Source organism: Amycolatopsis sp. TRM77291, from assembly GCF_054166285.1.
Map to the genome: position 1 here is coordinate 3,624,752 of NZ_JBSZHF010000001.1, position 24,536 is coordinate 3,649,287.

Here is a 24,536-nt window from a genome sequence, read left to right on the forward strand (position 1 = left end):
TAACTCGCGTGCTTGGAGGCGTAACTCGCGAGTTACGCCTCCAAGCACGCGAGTTACGCCTTCAAGCACGCGAGTTACGGCGTCAGGTCCGGCCCAGCTCGGGCGGACGGCGCAACGGGCCCCAGTCCGCGTCGGAGCGAGCCCTGTCGCGCAACAGATCGCGGGCTTCGTCGAGGACCTCGGTCGAGATCCTTCCGACGGGTTCGGGGTCGGTGAGCAGCGGCTCGTTGTCCGGACCCGAGCCCACGATCCGGCCCGCCAGTACCCAGGGCTTGGTCTCGCGGCGGCGTTCGTGCCGGAGGTGGCAGTAGTCGTACAGCCGCCTGGCCAGCCAGAGTTCGAGCGGCTGATCCCGCCACCAGGGTTCGGGATCGAGCGGATTCACCGAAAGGCCGGGCAGTTCCGTGCCGGTGAGTTCGTCCAGGCTCGTCCCGGGACGGTGCTCGGGAGTCGGCGCCCACCGCACGTACAGGCCCTTCCGGCGCCGGACCAGCGCGGCGAGCTCCCCCAGTGATTCCAGCTGTTGCATCGAGCGCTCCTGTGCGACGGATGGACACGGTGACCGGCGCGCCGGCGTCCCTGCCCCGCCGGGGTTGCCCACGCCGGTCCACCTCACGGCCGGCGGACGTACAACCTCGCTGCACCGGCCGTTGACCTCCGGTTACCCGCTCTTCACGCGGCTACACCACTTTCACGAGCGCCCGGTCCACGAGATGCGCGATCTCCTCCAGCGCCAGCTTCGCTTCCGGGATCGAGGCCAGCATCCACGCGTGGATCATGCCCTCGTACTCGTGGTAGCTCAAGGGCACTCCCTGCTCGGTGCACAGCGTGTGGAGCCGCCGGGCGTCGGAGAGGAGGACGTCCTTGGTTCCGATGTAGACCGTCAGCGCCCCGAGTCCGGAAAGGTCGCCTGACAACGGCGTGAGCCGCGGATCGGTACGCGGCAGCTGTCCACTGTAGAGCCTGGCCGCCTCGTTCAGACCGGTGAGCGCGAGGTACGGGTCACGCTCGTCCAGCGCGGGTTGCGCCGGATGGCTCATCGTCAGGTCCAGCCACGGCGACAACAGGACGGTCTCCTTGGGCACCGGCCTTCCTTCGTCCCGTAACGCCTTGGTGAGCGCCAGCGCGATCCCGGCGCCGGCGGAATCCCCCATCACGATCTGTTCCTCCGGATCGGCACCCGCGGAGAACTCGTCGTAGGCACGGCGGACGAACGCGGTGGTCTCCGGGCACTGGTGGTCCGGCGCGAGCGGATAGATCGGCACGGTGACCGAGCAGCCGGTGCGGTCGATCAGCCGCCCGAAGAACCGCCAGTGGTCGTGCTGGATCTGGTGCACGTACGCACCGCCGTGGAAATACAGCACCTTCTTGCCGTCCCCACCGCCGCGCGGGCGGATCGAGTAGCACGGCCGTCCGTCCACTTCGGACCGGCTGACGTCGAACCGGCGCCTGATCGAGCGGATCGGCCCGCGATCTCCCTTCGCCTGGCTGTTTTCGATGCTCCGGCGGAACCGGTCGAGGTCGGCGTAGGTGCGCTTCCGGTTGGTAAGACGCAGCCACGCGAGCAGCGCCGTCGCCGGAAGGCTCGTCTTAGACCAGATCACGGGGTACCGTCCGATGCCAGTTGCGGGAGAACGTCCTTCGCTCGCCTTCGTAGGCGTCGAGCTGCGCGTCGATGACGAACTCGGTGGGAGTGCAGGAAACCCGGGTGCGGGTCTCGGATCGCGCTTCCCAGTCACCGCGGGCGAACTTCATCGACCAGGACGTCTCCGCCACCGGGGAACAGAAGTCGTCGGCCACCCACGAGTAGCGCTCGAAGACGTTCCTGGTGACGTCCAGATCGATGTCGTCGAACCGGACCTTGCCCTCGTTCTTGACGATGTCGAGCGCGGACCGGTAGTCGATCAGGTCACGCGAGACGGTCCAGCGCTGTTCGCCCGGCTCGATCTGGGTCGCGGGCAACGGTTCCGTCCCTTCGGGTTCCTCGAACGGGCGCGCCGGGACCTCGTCGGCTTCCGCCATCGGACGCACCGGCAGCGTGACCGAACTGCGTCCCGTGTGGACGGTCACCATCGCCGGTTCCGGCGGCGGCCACGCCAGCGGCCAGTACGACGACGAGAGCGACAGCCGGATGCGGTGCCCGGCGGGGAACGCCTGCGCGACGGCGTTGAGTTCGACGCGCACCCGGTACCGCTTGCCCGGTTCGAGCGGCTCCGGTTCGTCGTGCCCGTCCCGGTGGGTCAGGTTCAGCAGCCCGTAGGTCACCCGGGTGGCCCTGCCGTCGGGCGCGACGTCGGACAGCCGGACGGCGACCTGCGCCACCGGCTTGTCCGCGGAGACCTCCAGATCCACCACCGGCGAACCGAGGATCTCGCACGGCTCGGTGAGCGCGTCGGTATCGAAGACGAGCGAGCCGCCGTCCTCTTCCCGCTGGTCGTACGGCAGATCCGGCGGAGCGCTGTAGGAAGCCCACTTCCCGGCGAACTGGCCGACCGAAAGCGGCGACTCCACCGACAGGTCCTCCTCCGGGACGTCCTCACCCGGCCGGGCGATCCGGTGCCGCGTGAGCCGGTGCTCGGACGGGCGCACATGCGGCGAAGGCCAGGACGGCTCGCCCACCCAGCGGCCGGGGCGGTCCTCGTACGAGGTCGACGGTGGCACGCTGTCCTGCATCCAGGTCTGGAGCATCGGCCCGTCCATGACGCCGTTCTCGACATCCTTCAGCCAGTGGTCCCACCAGCGGACCAGCTCCTGCAGATAGCCGATGGCGGGGCCGGGCCGCCCGAGATGCGGATACTTGTGGGACCACGGGCCGATCAGCCCGCGCCGCGGCACGTCGAGATTGGCCAGCAGCCGCGAGACCGCGTTCGAGTAGCCGTCCGCCCAGCCGCTGGAGGCGAGGACCGGTACCTGGACGTCGCTGTAGTTCTCGCAGACCGACGCGTGCCGCCAGTAGTCGTCCCGGCGCTGGTGGCTCAGCCATTCACCGGCCCAGAGGCTGCAGTTCTCCAGGCGTTCGTGCCACAGCTCGCGCCACCGTTCACCCGCCAGCGCGGGGTCGGGCGGCAACGTGGCGTAGGCGAACATCGTGGAGGCTTCGGCGACGTTGTCCGAGAGCAGGCAACCACCCATGTAGTGCATGTCGTCGGAGTAGCGATCGTCGGTGAACGACGAGATCGCGATCGCGGTCAGGCTCGGCGGTTTGCGCGCCGCCACCTGCAACGCGGCGAACCCGCCCCACGAGATCCCCATCATGCCGGTCCGGCCGGAGCACCACGGCTGCGCGGCGATCCACTCCAGGACGTCCTCGGCGTCGAGCTGCTCCCGTTCGAGGTACTCGTCGGTGAGAATCCCCTCCGACTCCCCCGAACCACGGATGTCGACGCGGACACAGGCGTAGCCGTGCCCGGCGAGGTACGGGTGGTGCACGGAGTCCCGCACCGAGGTCAGGTCGCGGTGGCGGTACGGGATGTACTCCAGGATCGCGGGGACCGGCTCACCGTCCGAAGCGACCGGGCGCCAGATCCGGGCCGACAGCCGGACACCGTCGGACACCGGGATCCAGACATGGTCCTCCTCGGTGATCTCGTACGGCAGCGAGGCCACCGTCCGCATGGGCTATCCCTCCTCGAAGTCGAACCGCAGCGCCTCGACGCACCGGCGGTATTTGCTCTCCATCTCCCGTTCGGTCTGGGCCGCGACGAAGATGTGCGCGAGCTCGTAGCTGTAACTGTCCTGTTCGGGCAGGTCGGAGAGCCGGATCCCCTTTTCGGCCACCGGCTCGATCTTCACCCCGGGGATCTCCGCCTCCAGGTCCGCGATCTCGCCGCGGGTGGGCACCCGGGTGACCAGCCCGTCGCGGAAGCGGCGGTAGTACCACTTGCCCGCGATCCGGTAGTCGCCGCGGTTCCGCCGCGTCCGGGGATCCTGCCCGAGGCCCAGCTGGACCATGATCTGGTGGTTCGCCACCCCGTCGACGTATTCGAACAGCTCCGCGTGGGACTGCGAATGCCGCGGGTTGATCTCCAGCAGGCAGGCCTGCCCGGATTCGGGGTGACAGAAGAACTCGATGCTGAACGTGGCGTTGTCGAAGCCGATCTGCTCCATCACGCGGACGGAGATCTCCTTCATCCGCTCGACGGCGTCCTCGGGCAGCTGCGACGGGTACTGGTGCCGCTGGAACGACGCGGTGTCGGGGTAGTTGATCGAATCGAGCACACCGTAGACCGTGACCTGTCCTTTGTAGACATAGCCTTCGGTCGCGGCCTGCACGCCGTTGAGCTCGCCTTCCGCGAGGCACGCGGCTCCCCCGGCGGCGGCCACCTCGGCCGGGAGGTCGACCGTGGCGAGGACCCGCTCGAAGGGCTTCCCGACCCTGTCCACACCCGCCCGGATCTCGGCGACGGCCTTGTCGAACTCGTCCTCGTCACCGACGTGGAAGGCCAGCTCCGACGAGAACGACTTCACCGGCTTGAGCCACATGGGGTAGTCGACGCCCTCAGGCGGACGGGGGTCGTCCTCGTCCAGGTCGACGATGCCGAACGCCGGCACCTCGTCGATCACCTTCGACTGTTCGAGCCTGCTCCAGTACTTGTGCTCGCATTTCAGCACGGCCTCCAGCGAAACACCGGGAAGACCGTACTTCTCGCACAGCATGGCCACCATCGTCGAAGACGGGAAGTCCCAGTAGCTGACGATGGCGTCGATCGAGCCGTCGAAGGCGTCCAGCTGTGACTCGGCCTTCTCCACGAGTTCCACGATCGGGATCTCGCCGTGCTGGAGTTCCTCGGGCGACAGCAAGGCGTGGAAGCGATACCGGTCGGCGCCGGGAATTCGTCTCAGCACCTCTTCATTGCTGTCGTCGAGACCGATGACGAAGATGTTCTTTTCCTCTGGGGACGTGGAGGATGTGGTCATAGGCAAGTGCTACCCGCTCCGAAGTTCCGGAAAACCCTGGTTTGCCCCTGTCGCCGCCCGGGAATCCGGCCGTCATGACGGAGTTGCCCGGAACGCGTTCACTGTGGCTCGACACCGCTCCCGCTCCCGACCGCACCGGGACGCCGCTGCCGGCGGAGGTCGACGTCGCCGTGCTCGGTGGCGGTATCGCCGGGCTCACGACGGCGTACCGGCTGGCGAGGGCGGGCCGTTCGGTCCTGGTGCTGGAGGCGGGCCGCCTCGCGGCGGGGGTTTCCGGCCATACGACCGCGAAGATCAGCACCCAGCACGGGCTCAAGTACGCCACGCTGGCCAAGACCAAGGGTTCCGAAGCCGCCGCGACGTACGCGTACACGCAGGCGGCCGCGCTGGACTGGATCGCCGCGGCCACGGCCGAACTCGGCATCGACTGCGGTTTCACCCGTGCCGACAGTTTCGTCTACACCACCCACCCCGGGACGATCGAAAGCCTCGAACGTGAGGCGGAAGCGGCCGCCGAGGCCGGGCTCCCGGCCTCCTACGTCACCGAGGTCGACCTCGACGTGCCCGCTCTCGGCGCGGTGAAGTTCGCCTCACAGGCGCACTTCCACCCTCGTCGCTGGCTGCTCGCGCTGGCGGACGAGATCGAACGCGCGGGCGGGACGATCGTCGAAGGTGTGCGGGCGGAAGGTGTCGACGAACTCGGCGGCGTCAAGGTGCGCACCAGCTCCGGCGAGGTACGGGCGGGTGAGGTCGTGGTGGCGACCCACTACCCCGTTTTCGACCGCGGCCTGTTCTTCGCCCGGCTCGACCCGGTGCGCGACCTGGTCGTCGCCGGCCCGGTCGAAGGCAACCGCCCGCCGGAGGGGATGTACCTGGACGCCGACACCCACCACTCCGTGCGGAGCTACCTCAAGGACGGCGTCCCCTACGCGGTCGTGGGCGGCGAGCATTACCGTGTCGGCGACTCCGTCGACGTCGAGAGCCGCTACGAACGACTGGCGAGCTGGGCGGGCGAGCACGCGGCCGTGCACCGGGTCACCCACCGGTGGTCCGCGCATGACCTGTCCACTCTGGACTCGGTTCCGTACGTCGGGCGTTATCACCCGGCGAGCCGCCACCTCTGGGTCGCCACCGGCTTCGGCCAGTGGGGCATGACCGGCGGCACCGCGGCCGGGCTCCTGCTCGCGGATCTCCTCACCGGACGCGACAACCCGTCCGCGGGGCTGTACGACCCGAACCGTTTCGACCTCCGGTCCGCGATCTCGTCCGTCGAGAACAACGCCACGGTGGCGAAGTTCCTGGTCGGCGACCATCTCAGCGCGCTGCGCAAACCCGCGTCCGTGGACGAGATCCTGCCCGGCGAGGCGAAGGTGACCCGTGACGGTGGCGAACTCGTCGCCGCCTACCGCGATCCGGGCGGCGAACTGCACGCCGTCGGTGCCCACTGCACCCATCTGGGTTGCCTCGTGGCGTTCAACAACGCGGAGAAGACCTGGGACTGCCCTTGCCACGGTTCGCGGTTCGGTCTGGACGGGTCGGTGATCCAGGGGCCGGCCGTCCGCGCGCTGCCGAAGAAGCGGGAGCGGTGATGACCGGTATCGGTATCGAAGAGGAGTTCCTGCTGGTCGATCCCAGGACCGGGGTGAGCTGCCCCCGGGCAGAGGCGGTGCTCGAACGGCACCGGATCTGCTGCCCGCTGCCGGACGGCGCCGCGGTCCACCGCGAACTGCGGCCGACCCAGATCGAGGCCGCCACCGGCGTCTGCGAAACCGCCGACGAGCTGTACGAACACCTGACCGCCGGGCGCCGGACGCTCGCCGAAGCCGCCGCGGGCGAGGATTGCGCCATCCTCGCCTCCGGCACTCCCCCGCGTCCCTCACCCGACCGCGACTACGGCGCCGACGACAGGTTCGGCAAGGTCGACGCGCTCTACGCGGGCGTGGTCAAGGCGTACGAAGCCTGCGGATGCCACGTGCACGTCGGCGTTCCGGACCGGGAGACCGCGGTCGCCGTCGTCAACCACCTGGGTGAATGGCTGCCCACCTTGCTGACCCTGTCGGGCAACTCGCCCTTCGAGGGCGGTCGCGACACCGGATACGAGAGCTGGCGGATGGTCGAGCAGAGCCGGTTCCCCGGTTCGGGCATCGCACCGTACTTCGCCGACGCCGCCGCCTACGAGGAGCAGGTCGGACGGCTCGTCGACTGTGGTGTCCTGGTGGACGAGCACCAGACGTTCTGGCTCGCGAGGCCGTCCGCGCGGTGGCCCACGGTCGAGGTCCGCGCCGCCGACACCGCCTCCACTGTCGACGAAGCCGTCCTTCAGGGCCTGCTGACCCGCGCGCTGGTACGCACGGCCCTCACCGATCTGGACCGCGGAGTGGAGGCCACGCCGCTGGATCCGCAGATCGCCGCCGCCGCGGTGTGGTCGGCCGCGCGTCACGGCCTTTCGGGACCGGCCGTCGATCCGGCGGCGGGGAAGCCGGTCCCCGTGGGCGACCGGGTCGCCACGTTGCTGGCGCACACCAAGGAGGCGCTGGAGGAAACCGGCGACGCGGAACTCGTCCGCACCCTTCTCGGGCAGCTGGAACGGGAGGGCACCGGCGCCGAACGGCAGCGCCGGGCCGCCGCCGACGGCGAGGTCGCCGTGTTGCGGATGCTGACCGAAGAGACGGTTCCGCACGCCTAGATCGGGTACTCCCGGGGCATGACGACGATCGACCGTGAGGTGGCCGCGAGGCTGCCCGAAATCCGCGGCCCGCTCTCGGCCGCCGTGGTGGACACCCTGGCGGGCGGCCGCCGCGACGACTTCGACCTCGAGGCGGCGGCCGACGCCGACCCGTTCGGGGAAGACCTGCAACTGGCGCTGTACGTCTGTTACGAGCTGCACTACCAGGGCTTCGACGACGTCGACCCCGAGTGGGAATGGGACTCCCGCCTGCTCGGTTTCCGGTCCGTTCTGGAGCGCGCGTTCCTCGACGGGATCCGCGCCGCCGTACCCGGCGGGGACGACGTCGCCGGGCTGCTGGACGAGTTGCTCGTCGAACCGGTCGACGGTGGCGGGGTCTCCCACTTCCTGCGTGACGAGGGCGAATGGTGGCACGTCGAGGAGTACTTCGCGCACCGGTCGATCTACCACCTCAAGGAGGCAGATCCCCACGCGTGGGTGATCCCGCGGCTGCGGGGCAGGGCCAAGGCGGCGCTGGTCGCGGTGGAATTCGACGAGTTCGGCGGCGGGCGGGCCGACCAGGCGCATTCCCGCCTGTTCGCGGATCTGCTCACCGCGGCGGGCCTGTCCTCCGGTTACCTCGCCTACCTCGATCACGTCCCCGCGCACATGCTCGCGACGGTGAACATGATGTCGCTGTTCGGGCTGCACCGGAGCCTGCGTGGCGCGCTCGTCGGGCACTTCGCCGCCGCCGAGATCACCACCGCGCCCGCCGCCAGGCGCATGGACCAGGCGCTGGAACGCCTCGGCGGGCCCGCCGAATGCCGGTACTTCTACACCGAGCACATCGAGGCCGACGCGGTGCACGAACAGGTCCTGCGCCACGACGTGGTCGGAGATCTGCTGGAGCGGGAACCTGGCCTGGCGGCGGACATCGCGCTGGGCATCCAGGCCACCGACCTGCTGGAGGGCCGGCTGACCGAGCACCTGCTGGGTGCCTGGTCGGCCGGCGAGAGCTCACTCCTGCGGCCGTTGCACCCCTTGGCGTGAACGGCGGCGGTGACTGGTGTCGCAGAACGGGTAGCGCTTGCTGCGGCGACAGGCGCAAAGGGCGACCACGAAGCGATCCGAGGTCACCGTCTCGCCGTCTTCGGTGACGATCTCGACCGGCCCCTCCACCAGGAGGGGCCCGCCGGGTTCGATCCGGACCCTGGTCTCACGGCCGGTCGGCACGGATCACCACCAGTTCCTCGTGCCGCTGCCCGGCGACGATCAGGCCCGCCGCTTCGAGGAAGGCCGCCCGTGCCCGCATGACGGGCCCGAAGGGGATCGACCGGGTGGCGACCACCGAAGGCGTCAATCCCGCGGCTCGCAGCTGCTCCAGCGACTTGCCGGGGCCCGCGACCGCGGAGTGCACCATCATCAGGTAGCCACCCGGCGCCACCAGGGACGACGCCCCGGCGCACACCTGGTCGAGCACGATCCGGCCGTCCGGCCCGGCGTCCCACGCCCGGGCGGCCCCGGCCGCCGGTACCGGGGACGGCACGTACGGCGGGTTCGCCAGCACGACGTCGAACGGCCCGCCGCGTGCCGCTTCGGGCAGGCCGCCACGAAGCGGCCGCACCGGGAGCCGGCGCACCCGCGAATTGACCCACACCGCGGCCAGCGCCCGCCGCGAGATGTCGGCCGCCGTGACCGATCCCGCGCCGTGCGCCGCGGCCGCCAGAGCGAGGGCGCCGGTCCCGGTGCAGAGGTCGAGAACTCTCGCCCCGGCGGGCATCCCCGACTTGCTCAACTCGCTCGCCAGCATCCAGGTGTCGTGTTGCGGGCGGTACACCCCCGGCGGACGCAGCAGCCGGGGGCGCGCCGGGGTGAGTGGAATCGCTGCTGCGTTGGAGATCGCGGTCATGTCCCCTCCGGATTCGCCGATGTTGCTCCCGGCTACCCCGGTCGTGCGGTGCCAAACGTCCACAATGGCCGCGATCCGAGGGTTGGAGGCGCCCGGAAGGGGGTAGCCGCAGGGACAAACGACCGAAGGAGGCCCAAATGGAGAAGAAGGCCGACCCCGGCGAGAAACGAGACGAGGAAGAACGCGAAGAGGTCCGCGGGGAGCAGGGCACCTCGTCCGGTGATCCCCACGACGACACCGACCCGCAATCCGGCTGAGCCGGGGCGCAGGACTCCCCCGGCCCACCCGGCCGGGGGAGTTTCGCGGCGTCTCCACGGGGTATCCGACGGGCTTCTGGCGAAACGGGAGGCTTTTCCGATGAATCTGCGTACGACAGGCTTCCTCCTGCGACCGGTGGTGCTGGTCATCGCACTGGTCCATCTCGTCCTGGGGGTGCTCGGCTTCTTCTTCCTCCCCGAGGCGAACCAGGCGGGCGCGAACACGCTGTGGATCTTCAGCGCGACCGGGATGCTCGACGTCATCCGCACCGTGCTCGGAGCGCTCGGCGTGATCGCGTTCTTCAAACCGTCCGCGATCCCGGCCTACTGCTGGCTGGCTTTCGTGGCTTTTGCCGGGCTGACCGCGTTCGGTGTCCTCTCGGCAGGTACCGACGTGTCCGGTGACGCGGTCAACTTCAGCTGGGCCGACAACGTCCTCCACGCGCTGACCTCGCTCGCGGCCCTCGTGATCGGTATCGCGGCCACCAGGGTTTCCCGGCGGAAGCAAAGTAAGACAACGGAAAACGTTTAGTCCGTCCACAACGGGCAACCTGGCGGGTATGACGAAAACGGCCCCGCTCCGGATCCTCCTGTGGCACGTTCACGGATCCTGGACCGAATCCTTCGTGCAGGGCGGCCATCGCTATCACTTGCCGCTGCTCGCCGAAGGCGGGCCTTGGGGACGCGGTCTCAGCGGCCGTGACTGGCCCTCCGCCGAGGAGACCCCGGTCGACGAGCTGAAAGACCTCGACTTCGACGTCGTCGTTCTCCAGCGACCCGAAGAGATCCACCTGGCGGCGCGCTGGCTGCACCGCCGTCCCGGCAAGGAAATCCCCGCTGTCTACGTCGAGCACAACACGCCCCGGGAGCACGCGGCCACCACCCGGCACCCGCTGGCCGACCGGGACGACATCCCGCTGGCCCACGTGACGCACTTCAACGAACTGATGTGGGACTCCGGACTCGCGCCAACGGTGGTCGTCCCGCACGGGATCCCCGATCCGGGTGAGCGCTACACGGGGGAACTCCCCCACGGCGCCGCCCTGATCAACGAACCGGTGAGGCGCGGGCGGATCACCGGAACCGATCTGCTGCCCGCGTTCGCGGAGATCGCGCCGGTCGACGTGTTCGGGATCGGCAGCGAAGAACTCGAAGGCCGTCATCCCGCAGTGCGTCCGGGGGGCGACCTGCGCAGCCGGGAACTCCACACCGAGGCCGCCCGGCGCCGCGTCTACCTGCACACCGCCCGGTGGACGTCGCTGGGGCTGTCGCTGCTCGAAGCGATGCACCTCGGCATGCCGGTCGTCGCGCTGGCGACCACCGAAGCCGTTCTCGCGGTCCCGCCCGACGCCGGTGCCGTCTCGACGGACATCGACGTACTCGCGCGGGCCTACCGCGAATTGATCCATGAACCCGATTTCGCCGTCTTGGCAGGGAAATCCGCTCGCGAGTTCGCCTTGAGCCATTACGGGCTCGACGCGTTCCTCGCCCGCTGGGACGCCCTGCTGACCGAGGTGACCGTTTGACCACGCCGATCGCGGCGGGAAGGAGTCCGATGAGGATCGCGATGGTTTCCGAACACGCCAGCCCGCTCGCCGCGCTCGGCGGCGTGGACGCCGGTGGCCAGAACGTCCACGTCGCCGAGCTCTCCGCCGCGCTGAGCAGGCAGGGCCACGACGTCACCGTCTACACACGCCGCGAGAACCGGCGCGTCGCCGCGACGGTCGAGACGCCGGACGGCTACCGCGTCGTCCATGTCCCGGCGGGCCCGGCGAAGAAGCTGCCGAAGGACGAACTGCTGCCGCATATGGGAGAGTTCGGGCGGGTGCTGCGCTCCCGCTGGGCCAAGGACCGGCCGGACGTCGTCCACGCGCATTTCTGGATGTCCGGCCTGGCTTCGATCCTCGCGGCGAAGGATCTCGGCATCCCGGTGACCCAGACCTTTCACGCACTGGGCGTGGTGAAACGGCGCTATCAGGGCAAAAAGGACACGAGCCCGCCCGAACGGATCCGGCTCGAACGGATGATCGCCAAACAGGCCGACCGGGTGATCGCGACCTGTTCGGACGAGGTCTTCGAACTCGTGCGAATGGGCCTGCCGCGCTCACGCGCGTCCGTCGTCCCTTGTGGAGTGGACCTGACCGAGTTCACCCCGGACGTTGAGACGGCTCCCCGCACGGCCCGGCACCGGATCGTCAGCGTCGGCAGGCTGGTGCCACGCAAGGGTTTCGACCTCGCCATCGCCGCGCTGCCCTCGCTCCCGGACACGGAACTGGTCATCGCCGGAGGCCCGGACTCGGGTCCGCTCGCCGGGGCGCCGGAAGTGCGGCGGCTCCAGGCGATCGCCGACCGGGCCGGCGTCGCCGACCGCGTACGCCTGCCGGGCCTGGTGTCCCGTGAGAACATGCCCGCGCTCCTGCGCTCCGCCGACGCGGTGGTGTGCACGCCTTGGTACGAACCGTTCGGCATCGTGCCGCTGGAGGCGATGGCGTGCGGTGTCCCGGTCGTGGCGACCGCCGTGGGCGGGCTGACCGACACCGTCGTCGACGGCGTCACGGGTTTGCTGGTCCCGCCTCGTAGCCCGAAGGACCTGGCGGCGGCGCTGCGGCGGCTCCTCGGCGACGCTTCGGCGCGCGAGTCGTTCGGGATCGCGGGGACCGACCGGGTTCGGGCACGGTACTCGTGGGACCGGGTGGCGGCGGACACTTTGCGCGCTTACGGGCGCGTTTCGAGCGGGGAGACGGAAGTGGCGACTGCCGCTTCGCCTTCTTGAGCGGCCTCCCCGCCTGATACGCGCTGGGTCGCGCATGTCGCGAAAGCCACTTTCGGGACATCAGGTGTCCCGAACGCGAAAGCCACTTTCGGGACATCAGGTGTCCCGAAAGTGGCTTTCGCGACATCGCCCGACCTACCCGCCCCACCGACGTTGCGAAAGTGGCTTTCGCGACACCCGCGGCGAGGTGTGGAAATAGAGACATTGAACGTCCCTACTTCCACACCCCCACCACGCTGGGTCACTAAGCCCGATCCGGCGCGCAAGTCGCGCCCGGCCTGCCCTCGATCCACCTACCCACCGACGGTGCGAAGGAGAACCCGCTCACCCCACGTACCGTCGCGCGACCGAGTTCCGCTGCGACTCCTCCAGCAGCACCAGCCCCCGCTCCACCCCGGCCGGCACCACCGCGCGCTCCCGCAGTACCCACGGGATCCCCCGCACCGCCTCCGCCACCGCCGCGAACGTCGCCCGGTCGAAGGGCGCCGAGCGCAGCACCGCGACCATCCGGCGCGCGATGCTCCCGAGCGGACGGCGCAGCCACAACGTCCACAGCGTGTTGCGGATGCCGAGCTGACGCCGCCGCCGCGGGTCGCGAACGGCCGAGGGGGCGTGGTGGATCACCATCTCCTCGTCCCAGCACATCCACCAGCCCTTGGCCGCGAGGTCGAGGGCGAACAGTTCTTCCTCTCCCCCGAGCCACATCCGGTCGGAGAAGCCGCCGACGTCGTGGAACGCGCGCACGCGGACGGCCGACAGGCCCGCCATGACGCCCAGCAGCGCCGGGCCGGGCAGCCAGTCCGGGCCGGGGACCGGGGAGTGCCGCAGTTCCGGGGTGATCGGATCCTCGGTCAGCGCCGGCTCCACCAGGCACCGTCCGGTCACCACACCCAGGCCGGGGTGGGCGTCGAGCTGCTCGGCGGCGCGCCGCAGCGATCCCGGCTGCCACCGGGTGTCGTCGTCGCAGAACGCCACATACGGCGTCTCCACCTCACGGACGGCGAGATTACGCGCGACGGCGCCGAGGTTCCGCGGCGAGCGGATCACCCGGATCGACGGGAACCGTTCCTCGACCGCGTCCGCCGTGCCGTCACCGGAAGCGTTGTCCACCACCACGATCGGCGCCGCGTCGGGCAGCGCCGTCATCGAGTCGAGGGTTTCCAGCAGTTGCTCGCGCCGGTTGTGCGTGATCACCACGACCGTGATGCGGTCCGTCACTTCATCCTCCATGGGCGTGTTCCAGAACGCGGATGCGGCGCTCCACCGAAGCGGGCAGCCGTTGCCGGTCGGCGAGCGCGCGGGGCAGCCGCCGGAGCACCCCGGCGAGCGCGCCGAGCATGTGTGGTTCCCGTGGAACCCTGGCCAGCGCGCGGAATCCTTCGGCGAGGCAGCGGCGCACGGGCCGCCGCATCACCGTGATCAGCATCCGGTTGCGGAGTTCGGCGCGCTCACGCCACGACGACGAAGGCCGCACCGGCGACGGATGATGGTGTGCCCGCACGTCCTCCGCGTAACAGAGCCACCAGCCGCGCGCCGCCAGGTCGTAGGACAGCAGCCGCTCCTCGGCACCGAAATGCAGCAACGGGTGGAACCCCGCGGCCTGCAGATAAGCGGTCCGCCGGACGACCGCGGAGCAGGCGAGGAATCCGAGCACCGCCGGTCCGGGAAGCCCGTCGGGCCTGCCGAGCGGGCTGGCGGCCATCAACGAGACGACCGGATCCTCCCGTTCCTCCTTCCCCACCAGGGTTTTCGCGGCGACGAGGGCGACGTCTTCGTGGGCGTCGAGGATGCGCTCGGCCTCGGCGAGGGCGTCGTCGGCCCACCAGGAATCGTCGTCGCTGAAGGCGACATACGGCGTCCGCGCCACCGCCACGCCGAGATTCCGCGCGGACACACCGATATTGCGCGGCAACCGGACGACGCGCACGCCCGGGAAGGCGGCGGCCAGGTCCGCCGTGCCGTCGGACGAACCGTTGTCCACCACCACGATCGGCGGTGGGGGCCGCAGCGCCGTCAGCCGTCGCAACGTCCGTTCCAGTTCCGGTGCCCGATCGCGCGTGGCGATCACCACCGTCGTCGCGGGCGCGCTCATCGCACCGGCCTGGTCTTGAGCGCCTTCACCATGTCCCGCACGAGCCCGTCGTCACCGGGCAGTGCGCGCAGCGCGGCCACCGCCCGGCCCTGCACCGAAGAACACCAGCGCCACCAGGAGTCGAGCACGTCCCGGTTGCCCGCCTCCTCGGCCGGGACGAGCGCGGGCCAGCCGAGCGCGTCCGCCTGGGCGGTGACCTTGCCGCCGCCCTCGACCGGGTCGATGGCCAGTGCGGGCACGCCCGCCTGAAGGCTCAGTACCAGTCCGTGCAGCCGCGTCGTGATCACGACGTCGAGATGAGACAGGATCGAGGTGAACTGGTCCGGCGTCTCACAGCGTTCCCAATCCGACGCGGCCAGCCGCGTGTCGAGCGGCACCCGGGCACAGTCCACCCCGGCGATCCACTCCTTCACTGAGGCGTGCACCGCCGCGTGGCGGCCGGAGTCGCCGTACTCCCGCTGCTCCGGCGCCAGGATCACTCCCGTCACCAGCGCCGTGTCGGTCGCCACGCCGAGGGAGAGGTCCGGTGTGCCGACCCCGCCCCGGTCCCGCGCGAAGACCTGGTCGAAACCCGTGACCGTGTCGTCCTCGGGATCGATCACCGAGACCCCGACGGCGATCCGATGGCAGTGGGCGAACCTGCGGTGCACCTCGCGCACCTGCCTGCCGTGCGCGGGCCCGCAGACGAACACCACGTGGCTGTACCGTGCCGGATCCACCTCTTCGTAGTTCACGTCGCCCGGCCGGTACACCGGGCTCCACGCCAGGTCGTGCGGAAGCCCCATGGTCGACAGCGCTTCACCGACCCTGCGCATACTGAGAACGTCTCCTGCCGTCGCTTCGCCGTGCCGGAAGCTCGCCCAGCCGATCACCAATGCACGCATATCCGAGGCTTACCCGGCATCTCCGGATTCACACGGTTTTTCCGGCCCTCACCGCGGGTAGCCAGTCGCCATGGACAGAGTGCTGGTGACCGGGGGCGCGGGTTTCGTCGGCTCGCATCTGTGCGAACGTCTGCTCGACGCGGGCACGGAGGTCGTCGTGGCCGACAATTTCGCCACGGCCGTCATGGCCAACGTGGCGCATCTCCTCGACCGTCCGGGGTTCCGGCTCCTCTCCCGTGACGTCACCGGGCCGATGAGCGCGCCGGGCCCGTTCGACGCCGTCTTCCATCTGGCGTCCGCCGCCTCGCCCCGCGACTACTTCCGCCTTCCGCTCGAGACGTTGCGCGCGGGCTCGCACGGCACCGAGCGGGCGCTGGACATCGCCGAACGCGACGGCGCCCGATTCGTCCTCGCGTCGACGAGCGAGGTCTACGGCGATCCGCAGGAGCACCCGCAGCGGGAGGAATACTGGGGCCACGTGAACCCGATCGGACCGCGCAGCGTCTACGACGAGGCCAAGCGGTACGCCGAAGCGCTCACTTCGGCCATGCGCCGGGAGCGGGGCGTGAACACCGGCATAGCGCGGATCTTCAACACCTACGGCCCGCGGATGCGCCCCGACGACGGACGCATGATCCCGACGTTCATCGGGCAGGCGCTGGCGGGCGAACCGCTCACCGTCACCGGCACCGGCGACCAGACCCGTTCCCTGTGCTACGTCGACGACACGGTCCGCGGGCTGATCGCGCTGGCGGATTCCGACGTGCCCGGCCCGGTGAATCTGGGCAATCCGCACGAACTCGCCGTACTGCGCATAGCGGAAGAGATCCTGGCCGTCACCGGCAGCGCTTCGCGGATCGCGCATATCGACGCGGCGGTCGACGATCCGGCCCGCCGATGCCCGGACATCTCCCGCGCCCGCCGCGAACTCGGCTGGGAGCCGGAAGTCCCGCTGACGGAGGGGCTTCCGCGCACCATCGCCTGGTTCGCGCGGCCGCGGTCCGGACCGTACCCGGCCGCCGGAGCCTGAACTCCCGCCCCCGCCGCGTGTCGCGAAAGCCACTTTCAGGACGTCAGATGTCCCGAAAGTGGCTTTCGCGACATCCTCCGTTCCAGACCGATGAGGGTGCTGGAGCCCTCCCGGCCAAGCGATAGCAAAGGTCCCTTGCTCTCTTTCCGCAGGTCAGAGCCCCAAGCGGTAGCNGCGAAAGCCACTTTCAGGACGTCAGATGTCCCGAAAGTGGCTTTCGCGACACCACGGCCACACTCCCCCGCCCCGAAGCAGCGCCGCGTGAATCCCCCGAGAGACGCTTCGCTCCGTAGCGACGTCCTGGGCTTTTGCGCCGCGTCGTTTATCGCCGACTGCACCGGGTAGCGCTACGGGAGTAAGCGCGGGTCACGGCCCGCGACCCCGACCGGAGAGGTGGCCCGGTGCGCATACTCGGTGTCAACGCCGTTTTCCACGACCCGGCCGCGGCCCTCGTGGTCGACGGCGAAATCGTGGCCGCGGCGGAGGAAGAACGGTTCAGCCGTCGCAAGCACGGCAAACGGCCGGTGCCGTTCTCCGCTTGGGAACAGCCGGCCGAAGCCGCCGCGTGGTGCCTGGCGGAGGCGGGGATCTCCGCGCAGGATCTCGACGCCGTCGGCTATTCGTACGATCCGGCGCTCGTCGAGCCGGGTCTGGCGGGGCACGACGGGAAGAACGAATGCCTCCGCACCGATTTCGCCCGTCGGGCTCCCGCGTTCCTCAAGGCGGCCTTGCCGGGACTGGATCCCGCGACCGTCCGGTTCGTCCGGCACCACGTCGCGCACGCCGCCTCGGCCGCGCTCGCCGCGCCGTTCGACGACTGCGCGGTGCTGGTGGCCGACGGCCGCGGCGAGAGCACGTCCTATCTAGCGGGTGAGTACCGCGACGGCAAGTTCGAGGAGCTGGCCGAGCAACGACTCCCCCATTCACTCGGGCTGATGTACGAGGACCTGACCGAGCACCTCGGGTTCGCCCGCTCCAGCGACGAGTACAAGGTGATGGCGCTGGCCTCCTACGGGAAGCCCCGGTTCCTCGACCGGATCGCGGAAAGCGTTCACACCAACGGACTCGGCTTCCGCACCGACGAGATCGACTGGACCTCGTTCGCGCCCGCCGTCGAGCCGGGGCAGGAACCCGGCCAGGTCCACGCCGACCTGACCGCGAGCGTCCAGCGCTGCCTGGAGGACGTGCTGCTCGAACTCGCGGCCAAGATCCACGAGCACACCGGGCAAACCGACCTCGCGATGGCGGGCGGGATCGCGCTCAACTGCGTCGCCAACACCAGGCTCCATGCCGAGGGCCCGTTCGACCGGATCTGGGTCCAGCCCGCCGCCGGTGACGCCGGCACCGCGCTCGGCGCGGCGCTGCAGCTCGCAGCCGACTTCGGCGAACGCGGCCGCCCGATGACCGGAGCCGACCTGGGCCGCGGCTTCACGGACGACCAGCTGGAGAACGCGCTCAAGACCGCGAACGTGCGCTACGAACGTCCGGACGACGTCGCCGAGGCCGTCGCCGAAGCGCTGGCCGAGGACCGGATCGTGGCCTGGTTCCAGGGCCGGTCCGAATTCGGCCCGCGCGCGCTCGGCCACCGGTCGCTGCTCGCGCATCCCGGCCACGAGGCCAATCTGGAGCGGCTGAACGACGTGAAGGGCCGCGAACAGTTCCGCCCGGTGGCCCCCATGGTGCTCGCCGAACGCGCGGGCGAGATCTTCTCCCGCGGCCCGCTTCCCAGTCCGTACATGCTTTTCGTGCACGACGTCGCGCCGCAGTGGCGGGATCGCATCCCCGCCGTCACCCATGTCGACGGCACCGCCCGCGTGCAGACCGTCGACGCGGGCGAGGAACCGCTCGTGGCGCGCATGCTCGCGCGTTCGAACGGCGTACCGGCGTCCCCGCCGTGGTCAACACCAGCCTCAACACCGCGGGCAGGCCGATGGTCGATTCCCCGCGCGACGCGCTGGAGTGCTTCGGTTCGGCCCCCATCGACCTGCTCGCCCTCGGACCTTTCGTGGTCCGCCGTCCCTGACCTTGGAGGTGTGTCGTGATCGAAGAACACTTCGCAGCGTTGAGCGAGGCCGCCGGGAAGTCCGCTTCGTGGTCGCCGAAGATCCGTGACTGGGGTGGGCATCTGGCCACCGTGCTGTCCTCGGGCGGACGGCTGCTCGCGTGCGGCAACGGCGGGAGCGCCGCCGAAGCCCAGCACCTCACCGGCGAACTGGTAGGCCGGTTCCGCAACGACCGGCAGCCGTTCTCGGCGATCGCCCTGCACGCGGACACCTCCGCGGTGACGGCCATCGTCAACGACTACGGCGAGCACGAGGTGTTCGCCCGCCAGGTGCGCGCCCACGGCCGCTCCGGCGACATCCTCGTCTGCCTTTCGACCAGCGGGGGAAGCCAGAACGTCGTCGCGGCCGCGAAGGCCGCCCACGAACTCGGTGTGACCACCTGGGCGATCACCGGCCCCTCCCCCAACCCTCTGGCCGCTCTGTGCGACGACGCGATCCCGGTGGAGGCGCCGTCGACGGCCACCGTGCAGGAGGTCCATCTCGCGCTGGTGCACGCCCTGTGCACCGCGTTCGACGACGCGCTCGGGGTGCCCACGTGAGGCCGCTGGTCGTGCTGGGCGACGCCCTGCTGGACGTCGATGTCGACGGCACGTCGGACCGGCTCTGCCCGGACGCGCCGGTCCCCGTGGTCGACCTCGCCCGCGAATGGCGGCGGCCGGGCGGCGCCGGGCTGGCCGCGTTGCTCGCGGCCCGGTCCACCGCCGAGGTCGTCCTCGTCACCCCGCTGGGTGGCGACCAGGCGGGCCGGACCCTCGCCGGGCTGCTGGAGCGCGAGGTCCGGGTGGTACCGATGCCGTTGTGCGGCACCACCGTCACCAAAACCCGCGTGCGCGCCGCCGGGCAGTCGCTGGTCCGGCTCGACAGCGGTGACGGCAGGGCGGAGTACTCGCCGCTCACCGCAGACGTCCGTGAAGCGCTGCGCTCGGCGGGCGCGATCCTCGTCGCCGACTACGGCCGCGGCGTCACCGGCCATCCGGAGATCCGCGAGCTGCTCGCCGAACTGGCGGGCACGATCCCGGTCGTCTGGGATCCCCATCCCCGTGGATCGGAGCCGGTGACGGGCATCCGGCTCGCCACCCCGAATCTCGCCGAAGCCGAGCAGCTCACCGAGTCCCGCGCCGACGCCGAGGACCTGGCGAAGCAGGTGCACTCGCTCTGGAAGGCCGACGCGGTCTGCGTCACCACGGGTTCCCGTGGCGCTGTGCTGACCGAGGGCGGCTCGTGCACGACGTTCCGGCCGCCGTCGGGCGTCGTCGCCAAGGACACCTGCGGCGCGGGCGACCGCTTCGCGTCCGCGGTCACCGCCGCGCTGCTCGACGGAGCGTCGACCGCCGACGCGGTGGCCACCGGGGTCGAGACGGCGGCGCGGTTCGTCGCCACCGGCGGCGCCGCCACACTGTCCACTGTGGACAACGAACCGCGGCCGGAGACCTCGTACCACGGTGCTTCGGCGTTCGACGTGGCCGCACGGGTCCGCGCGCGAGGTGGCAGGCTCGTCGCCACCGGTGGCTGTTTCGACCTGCTGCACCCTGGGCACGCGAGTCTGCTGCGGCAGGCGCGCGCCTTGGGCGACGCCCTCGTCGTCTGCCTCAATTCCGACGCCTCCGTACGCGGCCTGAAGGGTCCGGGACGGCCGATCGTGACCGCCCGGGACCGCGCCCGGCTGCTCACCGAGCTCGCGTCGGTCGACGCCGTCGTGGTGTTCGACGAACCCGATCCCGCCGCGGTGCTGGACCGCCTCCGCCCGGACGTCTGGGTCAAGGGCGGCGACTACGCGGACACGGAACTCCCCGAAAGCGCCGTCGTGCGCAGGCACGGCGGCGAGATCGTCCTGATCCCGACCATCCGCGGCTATTCCACCACCCGGCTGGTGGCCGCGGCGGAAGGAGCATGATGCGCCCTCTCGGCAACGTCCTGATCACCGGCGGCGCCTCCGGACTCGGTGCCGCGACCGTCGAAGCCGTCCGCGAAGCGGGCGGTACACCCCTCGTCATCGACCGCGCCGAACCGGCGGCCGACGTCGCCTTCGTCCAGGCCGACCTGGCCGATTCCGCCGCGGCCGCGAGCGCCGTGGACGAGCTCGCCGAACGGGCGGGCGGCATCGACGGCGTCTTCACCGCGGCGGGGACCGACGCGTGCGGCGCGCTCGACGAAGTGTCCACGGAGGACTGGGAGCGCGTGGTGCGGGTCAATCTGCTCGGCACGGCCGCGGTCGTCCGCGCCGCGCTGCCCCACCTGCGGCTGAGCCACGGCACGGTGGTGACCTGCGCGTCGACGCTGGGGCTGCGGGTGGCCGGGGACGCGAGCGCCTACTGCGCCTCGAAATTCGGTGTCGTCGGCTTCACCAGGGCACTCGCCATGGAGCTGGCCGGCCGGGTCGGGGTGACGCTGCTCGTCCCCGGCGGGATGCACACGGCGTTCTTCGACGACCGGGCGGAGCAGTACAAGCCGCCGCCGGACGCGAAACTCAACCAGCCCGAGCACGTCGCGGCTTCGGTGGTGTTCGCGCTGTCCCAGCCACCCGGCTGCGAGGTCCGTGAACTCGTGGTGTGCGCTTCGGAAGAGGGGTCCTGGCCGTGACCGGGGGCATCCTCGTGCTGCGCGCCCTCGGCCTGGGGGATCTGCTCACCGCGATTCCCGCCCTGCGGGCACTGCGCCGCACCTTCGACGGTGAGCGCCTGGTGCTCGCCGCGCCCGAGAAGCTGCGCGACATCGTCGAACTGATCGACGCGGTGGACGAGCTGCTCCCCACGGCCGGGCTCGGCGAACTGTCCTGGCCCGGCGAGCCGCCGCGGCTGGCGGTCAACCTGCACGGCCGCGGCCCGGAGAGCATCCACGACCTGCTCGCCCAGGACCCGCTCGAACTGATCACGTACCGGCATCCGGACTTCCCCGGCGTCGACGGGCCGGACTGGCCCGCCGAAGCGCACGAAGTCGACCGCTGGTGCCGTCTGCTCGAGGCCGCCCGCATCCCGGCCGACCGCACCGATCTCGCGCTGCCCCCGCCTCCCGGCCCCAGCCCGGCGGCGGGCGCGGTGGTGATCCATCCCGGCGCCGCCTACGCCGCCCGGCGCTGGCCGCCGGACCGGTACGCGCGGGTGGCGCGGGCGCTCTCCGGCGGTCACCGCGTGGTCGTCACGGGAAACGCGGCGGAAGCACCGCTCGCCCGCGAGATCGCCGAAGCGGCCGGGCTGCCGGCCGAGTCGGTGCTCGCCGGCGACGGGCTCGCCGAACTGGCCGCGACCGTGGCCGAAGCGCGGCTGGTCATCTGCGGCGACACCGGTGTCGGGCACCTCGCCACCGCATACGGGACACCGTCGGTCCTGCTGTTCGGGCCGACCCCGCCGCGGCTCTGGGGCCCGCCTCCCGAGGCCCGGCAGCACACCGTCCTCTGGGTGGGCGACGTCGGCGATCCGCACGGCGAAGCCCCGGACCCGGGGCTGCTGCTGTTACGCGAGGAGCGCGTCCTCGCCGCCGCAGAAGGCCTGCTGGCCGCGGGGGCTTCCCGTGGGTGAGCGGGTGGGGGTGATCGGCGCCGGCTACGTCGGGCTCACGAGCGCCGCGTGCTTCACCCGGCTGGGGCATCAGGTGGTCTGCGTCGACAACGATCGGTCCAAAGTGGACGGGCTGCGGCGCGGCGAGGTCACCATCGTCGAGCCGGGGCTCACGGAACTCGTCCGGGACGGCCTGGGCTGCGGACGGCTCCGGTTCACCACCGAGCCTGCCGACCTGTCCGAAGTGGACTTCGTGTTCCTCTGCCTGCCCACTCCGGAAGGTAAGGACGGCGCCGCCGACGTCCGGGTGCTGGAAGAGGTCGTTGCCACGCTTCCCGCCCTGCTGCGGCCCGGCTGTGTCGTCGTCACCAAGTCCACCGTCCCGGTCGGCACCGGAACCCGGCTGGCGGAGCTGCTCGGACGGCCGGATCTGCCCGTGGTAAGCAATCCCGAATTCCTCCGCGAGGGGCACGCCGTCGAGGACTTCCTGCAGCCCGACCGGATCGTCCTCGGCTCGCTGCCGGAGAGCCGGAAGCCCGCCGAACGGGTGGCCGCGTTGTACGGCGAGACGAACGCGCCGGTGTGGTTCACCGATCCCGCCAGCGCCGAACTCGCGAAGTACGCCAGCAACGCGTTCCTGGCGCTGAAAGTGTCCTATGTGAACGTCCTCGCCGAACTGTGCGAGCACTACGGCGCCGACATACGCGACGTCGGGCGGCTCATGGGGCTCGATTCCCGGATCGGCCCCGCCTTCCTCGTGCCAGGGCCCGGCTGGGGCGGCTCGTGCCTGCCCAAGGACACCGCCGCGCTGCTGCGGACCGCCGAACACGCGGGCGTCGACTTCGGCATCCTGCGTGACGCCATGAAGGCCAACGCGCGCCAGCGGGCGGCCGTCGTGCGGAAGATCCGCCTCGCGATCACCGGGGTTTCGGACGGCTCGCTCTCGGGCATCCGTATCGGGCTGCTCGGACTGGCGTTCAAGGCGGGGACCGGGGATCTGCGCGAGTCCCCCGCGCTCGCGGTCGCGCGGGAGCTCGCCAGGAGCGGCGCGGTGCTGACCGCGTACGACCCCGGCGTCGAGGCCGTCGAACCGGACATCGTCCAGGTCGTCGACGACCCCTACCTGGTCGCGAAGGACGCGGCGGCGCTGGTGGTGCTCACCGAGTGGCCCGAGTTCCGCGAGCTCGACTGGGAACGGCTCGCCGCCGCCACCGAGCGCGCCGTCGTCGTCGACGCCAGGAATCTCCTGGATCCGGCGACCGTCGGCGAGGCCGGCTTCACCCATACGGGGCTCGGTACCGACCCGAACAGGAGGACAGGATGACACAGCCGTTGAAGGCCCTCGCACTGGTGTGCTCGCTCAAGCCGTCGCCCGCGCCGTCGAGCAGCGCGCTGCTCGCCCAGCAGTTGCTCGACGAACTGGCCGGGCACGGCGCCACCGGTGAACTCGTGCGCGTGGTCGACCACGACGTCAAACCCGGAGTGGAGGGCGATATGGGCGACGGCGACGCCTGGCCGGAGATCCGCCGGAAGGTCGCCGCGGCCGACATCCTGCTGATCTCCACGCCGACCTGGGTCGGCCACATGTCCAGTGTGGCCCAGCGAGTGCTGGAACGGCTCGACGCCGAACTGTCCGAAACGGACGAAGAGGGCAGGCCCGCGATGTTCGGCAAGGTCGGTGTCACCGCCGTCGTCGGCAACGAGGACGGGGCGCACAAGATCACCGCGGACCTGTTCCAGGCCCTCAACGACGTCGGTTTCACCGTGCCCGCCCAGGGCGGGACCTATTGGAACGGCGAGGCGATGAAGGGCGGCGACTACAACGACCTCGACGAAACGCCCGAAGCGGTCGCCTCGACCAACGCGACCCTCGCGCGCAACGCCGTCCACTTGGCGAACCTGCTGCGGGAGAGGCAGTACCCCGCTTCCTGACTCCAGGTGTGAACGACGGCACGGACGGGTACTCCCCCTCCGTGATCGTCAAGACGCTGGCGTTCGGTGTCTGTCTGCTGCTCGCCGGCTGCACCGGAGCGAGTGCGCAAGGGCCGGCGAAAGAGGCCGCCGCGCGGTTCCTCGGCGCGCTCGCGTCGGGTGATCACCGCGCGGCGTGCGCGCTGCTGGCGCCCCGGGTCCGGGAGTCGTGGGCGCCCGAGAGCTGCGAACGCGGTCTGGCGGGTTCGGACGTCCCGGGCGGAACGCCCGAAACGGTCTCGGTCTGGAGCGAAGAAGCCCAGGTGAAGACCGCCCGCGACACCCTCTTCCTGCACGAATCGTCCACCGGATGGGTGATCACTGGCGCGGGCTGCCGCCACCGGAACGAACAGGTCTACGACTGCGCGGTGGGTGGACCGTGAAAGCGCGCCCGGTGTTCACCGTCTATCTCGTCTTCGTCGTGGCCGTGCTCGGCTATTGCGTCCTACTGGGCCTGCTCCACCGGTGAAGGAGGCGGATG

Annotated in this window: 23 protein-coding genes and 1 pseudogene; 15 read left to right on the forward strand and 9 right to left on the reverse strand. The window is 70.6% G+C overall.

Annotated elements, in window-relative coordinates:
- Window positions 1-82: 82 nt before the first annotated feature.
- From ACXIZN_RS16865 to ACXIZN_RS16880, 4 genes are all read right to left on the reverse strand, one after another.
- Complete coding sequence (locus ACXIZN_RS16865; protein WP_457955563.1) at window positions 83-529, reverse strand: DUF6098 family protein; 447 nt, start codon at window positions 527-529, stop codon at window positions 83-85.
- Window positions 530-680: 151 nt separating this feature from the next.
- The gene (locus ACXIZN_RS16870) at window positions 681-1,604 is read right to left on the reverse strand and encodes an alpha/beta hydrolase (RefSeq protein WP_457955564.1); all 924 of its coding nucleotides are present in this window, start codon (window positions 1,602-1,604) and stop codon (window positions 681-683) included.
- Window positions 1,591-3,615: a CocE/NonD family hydrolase gene (locus ACXIZN_RS16875; RefSeq protein WP_457955566.1), complete on the reverse strand. Its 2,025-nt coding sequence runs from the start codon at window positions 3,613-3,615 to the stop codon at window positions 1,591-1,593. Before ACXIZN_RS16875 ends, ACXIZN_RS16870 begins: the two co-directional genes overlap by 14 nt.
- A gap of 3 nt (window positions 3,616-3,618) precedes the next feature.
- A complete protein-coding gene (locus ACXIZN_RS16880; RefSeq protein ID WP_457955567.1) occupies window positions 3,619-4,917 on the reverse strand; it encodes an ATP-grasp domain-containing protein in 1,299 nt (432 codons plus the stop codon).
- A gap of 74 nt (window positions 4,918-4,991) precedes the next feature.
- On the opposite strand from ACXIZN_RS16880, the gene ACXIZN_RS16885 reads away from it, so the two are divergent.
- From ACXIZN_RS16885 to ACXIZN_RS16895, 3 genes are read left to right on the forward strand one after another with little or no spacing between them, the layout of a single operon-like run.
- Window positions 4,992-6,506, forward strand: coding sequence for an FAD-dependent oxidoreductase (locus ACXIZN_RS16885; protein ID WP_457955568.1), 1,515 nt, complete (start codon window positions 4,992-4,994; stop codon window positions 6,504-6,506).
- Window positions 6,506-7,603, forward strand: a complete 1,098-nt coding sequence (locus ACXIZN_RS16890) for a carboxylate-amine ligase (protein ID WP_457955569.1) — start codon at window positions 6,506-6,508, stop codon at window positions 7,601-7,603. The genes ACXIZN_RS16885 and ACXIZN_RS16890 overlap by 1 nt, the downstream gene beginning before the upstream one ends.
- An 18-nt stretch (window positions 7,604-7,621) precedes the next feature.
- Window positions 7,622-8,632 (forward strand): iron-containing redox enzyme family protein, encoded by a 1,011-nt coding sequence (locus ACXIZN_RS16895; protein ID WP_457955571.1) that lies wholly within the window; start codon window positions 7,622-7,624, stop codon window positions 8,630-8,632.
- On the opposite strand, the gene ACXIZN_RS16900 is transcribed toward ACXIZN_RS16895, so the two are convergent.
- Entirely contained in the window at window positions 8,600-8,815 is a 216-nt protein-coding gene (locus tag ACXIZN_RS16900) for a CDGSH iron-sulfur domain-containing protein (protein WP_034322975.1), read from the reverse strand. The two genes, ACXIZN_RS16895 and ACXIZN_RS16900, sit on opposite strands and share 33 nt — an antisense overlap.
- A complete protein-coding gene (locus tag ACXIZN_RS16905; protein WP_126730861.1) occupies window positions 8,799-9,491 on the reverse strand; it encodes a methyltransferase in 693 nt (230 codons plus the stop codon). The genes ACXIZN_RS16900 and ACXIZN_RS16905 overlap by 17 nt, the downstream gene beginning before the upstream one ends.
- Before the next feature lie 357 nt (window positions 9,492-9,848).
- Here ACXIZN_RS16905 and ACXIZN_RS16910 point away from each other — a divergent pair, with 357 nt between their 5' ends.
- From ACXIZN_RS16910 to ACXIZN_RS16920, 3 genes are read left to right on the forward strand one after another with little or no spacing between them, the layout of a single operon-like run.
- The gene (locus ACXIZN_RS16910; RefSeq protein ID WP_126730859.1) at window positions 9,849-10,280 is read left to right on the forward strand and encodes a DUF4383 domain-containing protein; all 432 of its coding nucleotides are present in this window, start codon (window positions 9,849-9,851) and stop codon (window positions 10,278-10,280) included.
- A gap of 28 nt (window positions 10,281-10,308) precedes the next feature.
- Window positions 10,309-11,274 (forward strand): glycosyltransferase, encoded by a 966-nt coding sequence (locus tag ACXIZN_RS16915; protein ID WP_457955574.1) that lies wholly within the window; start codon window positions 10,309-10,311, stop codon window positions 11,272-11,274.
- Between the two features lie 29 nt (window positions 11,275-11,303).
- Entirely contained in the window at window positions 11,304-12,521 is a 1,218-nt protein-coding gene (locus tag ACXIZN_RS16920) for a glycosyltransferase (RefSeq protein WP_457955575.1), read from the forward strand.
- 324 nt (window positions 12,522-12,845) lie between these two features.
- Here the strand turns inward: ACXIZN_RS16920 and ACXIZN_RS16925 are convergent, their stop codons facing one another.
- From ACXIZN_RS16925 to ACXIZN_RS16935, 3 genes are read right to left on the reverse strand one after another with little or no spacing between them, the layout of a single operon-like run.
- Complete coding sequence (locus ACXIZN_RS16925) at window positions 12,846-13,751, reverse strand: glycosyltransferase family 2 protein (RefSeq protein WP_457955577.1); 906 nt, start codon at window positions 13,749-13,751, stop codon at window positions 12,846-12,848.
- Window positions 13,741-14,613, reverse strand: coding sequence for a glycosyltransferase family 2 protein (locus tag ACXIZN_RS16930; RefSeq protein ID WP_457955578.1), 873 nt, complete (start codon window positions 14,611-14,613; stop codon window positions 13,741-13,743). Before ACXIZN_RS16930 ends, ACXIZN_RS16925 begins: the two co-directional genes overlap by 11 nt.
- Entirely contained in the window at window positions 14,610-15,497 is an 888-nt protein-coding gene (locus tag ACXIZN_RS16935) for a polysaccharide pyruvyl transferase family protein (protein ID WP_457955580.1), read from the reverse strand. The genes ACXIZN_RS16930 and ACXIZN_RS16935 overlap by 4 nt, the downstream gene beginning before the upstream one ends.
- A gap of 70 nt (window positions 15,498-15,567) precedes the next feature.
- Here ACXIZN_RS16935 and ACXIZN_RS16940 point away from each other — a divergent pair, with 70 nt between their 5' ends.
- The 9 genes and pseudogenes from ACXIZN_RS16940 to ACXIZN_RS16980 all read left to right on the forward strand — a co-directional run bounded on the left by ACXIZN_RS16940 (window position 15,568) and on the right by ACXIZN_RS16980 (window position 24,438).
- On the forward strand, window positions 15,568-16,527 hold the full coding sequence (locus ACXIZN_RS16940; RefSeq protein WP_457955582.1) for a UDP-glucuronic acid decarboxylase family protein: 960 nt from the start codon (window positions 15,568-15,570) through the stop codon (window positions 16,525-16,527).
- 401 nt (window positions 16,528-16,928) lie between these two features.
- Window positions 16,929-18,550, forward strand: a pseudogene (locus ACXIZN_RS16945) (carbamoyltransferase family protein).
- 15 nt (window positions 18,551-18,565) lie between these two features.
- Complete coding sequence (locus ACXIZN_RS16950; protein WP_257487514.1) at window positions 18,566-19,129, forward strand: D-sedoheptulose-7-phosphate isomerase; 564 nt, start codon at window positions 18,566-18,568, stop codon at window positions 19,127-19,129.
- Window positions 19,126-20,484, forward strand: coding sequence for a PfkB family carbohydrate kinase (locus ACXIZN_RS16955; RefSeq protein WP_457955584.1), 1,359 nt, complete (start codon window positions 19,126-19,128; stop codon window positions 20,482-20,484). Before ACXIZN_RS16950 ends, ACXIZN_RS16955 begins: the two co-directional genes overlap by 4 nt.
- Window positions 20,484-21,170 carry an SDR family oxidoreductase gene (locus tag ACXIZN_RS16960; protein ID WP_257489706.1) on the forward strand — a complete coding sequence of 229 codons (687 nt, stop codon included), beginning with the start codon at window positions 20,484-20,486 and terminating at the stop codon, window positions 21,168-21,170. Before ACXIZN_RS16955 ends, ACXIZN_RS16960 begins: the two co-directional genes overlap by 1 nt.
- Window positions 21,167-22,105: a glycosyltransferase family 9 protein gene (locus tag ACXIZN_RS16965; protein WP_457955585.1), complete on the forward strand. Its 939-nt coding sequence runs from the start codon at window positions 21,167-21,169 to the stop codon at window positions 22,103-22,105. Before ACXIZN_RS16960 ends, ACXIZN_RS16965 begins: the two co-directional genes overlap by 4 nt.
- 4 nt (window positions 22,106-22,109) lie before the next feature.
- The gene (locus tag ACXIZN_RS16970) at window positions 22,110-23,408 is read left to right on the forward strand and encodes a UDP-glucose dehydrogenase family protein (RefSeq protein ID WP_457960534.1); all 1,299 of its coding nucleotides are present in this window, start codon (window positions 22,110-22,112) and stop codon (window positions 23,406-23,408) included.
- Window positions 23,405-24,016, forward strand: coding sequence for a flavodoxin family protein (locus ACXIZN_RS16975; protein WP_457955592.1), 612 nt, complete (start codon window positions 23,405-23,407; stop codon window positions 24,014-24,016). Before ACXIZN_RS16970 ends, ACXIZN_RS16975 begins: the two co-directional genes overlap by 4 nt.
- A gap of 8 nt (window positions 24,017-24,024) precedes the next feature.
- Window positions 24,025-24,438 carry a hypothetical protein gene (locus ACXIZN_RS16980; protein WP_457955593.1) on the forward strand — a complete coding sequence of 138 codons (414 nt, stop codon included), beginning with the start codon at window positions 24,025-24,027 and terminating at the stop codon, window positions 24,436-24,438.
- Window positions 24,439-24,536 lie beyond the last annotated feature (98 nt).

Excerpts from the sequence above, each read along its gene's own strand:
- ACXIZN_RS16935 (WP_457955580.1), bottom strand. The coding sequence starts at position 15,497 with ATGCGTGCATTGGTGATCGGCTGGGCGAGCTTCCGGCACGGCGAAGCG.
- ACXIZN_RS16940 (WP_457955582.1), top strand. The coding sequence starts at position 15,568 with ATGGACAGAGTGCTGGTGACCGGGGGCGCGGGTTTCGTCGGCTCGCAT.
- ACXIZN_RS16925 (WP_457955577.1), bottom strand. The coding sequence starts at position 13,751 with ATGGAGGATGAAGTGACGGACCGCATCACGGTCGTGGTGATCACGCAC.
- ACXIZN_RS16885 (WP_457955568.1), top strand. The coding sequence starts at position 4,992 with ATGACGGAGTTGCCCGGAACGCGTTCACTGTGGCTCGACACCGCTCCC.
- ACXIZN_RS16905 (WP_126730861.1), bottom strand. The coding sequence starts at position 9,491 with ATGACCGCGATCTCCAACGCAGCAGCGATTCCACTCACCCCGGCGCGC.
- ACXIZN_RS16875 (WP_457955566.1), bottom strand. The coding sequence starts at position 3,615 with ATGCGGACGGTGGCCTCGCTGCCGTACGAGATCACCGAGGAGGACCAT.
- ACXIZN_RS16930 (WP_457955578.1), bottom strand. The coding sequence starts at position 14,613 with ATGAGCGCGCCCGCGACGACGGTGGTGATCGCCACGCGCGATCGGGCA.
- ACXIZN_RS16880 (WP_457955567.1), bottom strand. The coding sequence starts at position 4,917 with ATGACCACATCCTCCACGTCCCCAGAGGAAAAGAACATCTTCGTCATC.
- ACXIZN_RS16910 (WP_126730859.1), top strand. The coding sequence starts at position 9,849 with ATGAATCTGCGTACGACAGGCTTCCTCCTGCGACCGGTGGTGCTGGTC.
- ACXIZN_RS16920 (WP_457955575.1), top strand. The coding sequence starts at position 11,304 with ATGAGGATCGCGATGGTTTCCGAACACGCCAGCCCGCTCGCCGCGCTC.
- ACXIZN_RS16865 (WP_457955563.1), bottom strand. The coding sequence starts at position 529 with ATGCAACAGCTGGAATCACTGGGGGAGCTCGCCGCGCTGGTCCGGCGC.
- ACXIZN_RS16960 (WP_257489706.1), top strand. The coding sequence starts at position 20,484 with ATGCGCCCTCTCGGCAACGTCCTGATCACCGGCGGCGCCTCCGGACTC.
- ACXIZN_RS16915 (WP_457955574.1), top strand. The coding sequence starts at position 10,309 with ATGACGAAAACGGCCCCGCTCCGGATCCTCCTGTGGCACGTTCACGGA.
- ACXIZN_RS16975 (WP_457955592.1), top strand. The coding sequence starts at position 23,405 with ATGACACAGCCGTTGAAGGCCCTCGCACTGGTGTGCTCGCTCAAGCCG.
- ACXIZN_RS16895 (WP_457955571.1), top strand. The coding sequence starts at position 7,622 with ATGACGACGATCGACCGTGAGGTGGCCGCGAGGCTGCCCGAAATCCGC.
- ACXIZN_RS16890 (WP_457955569.1), top strand. The coding sequence starts at position 6,506 with ATGACCGGTATCGGTATCGAAGAGGAGTTCCTGCTGGTCGATCCCAGG.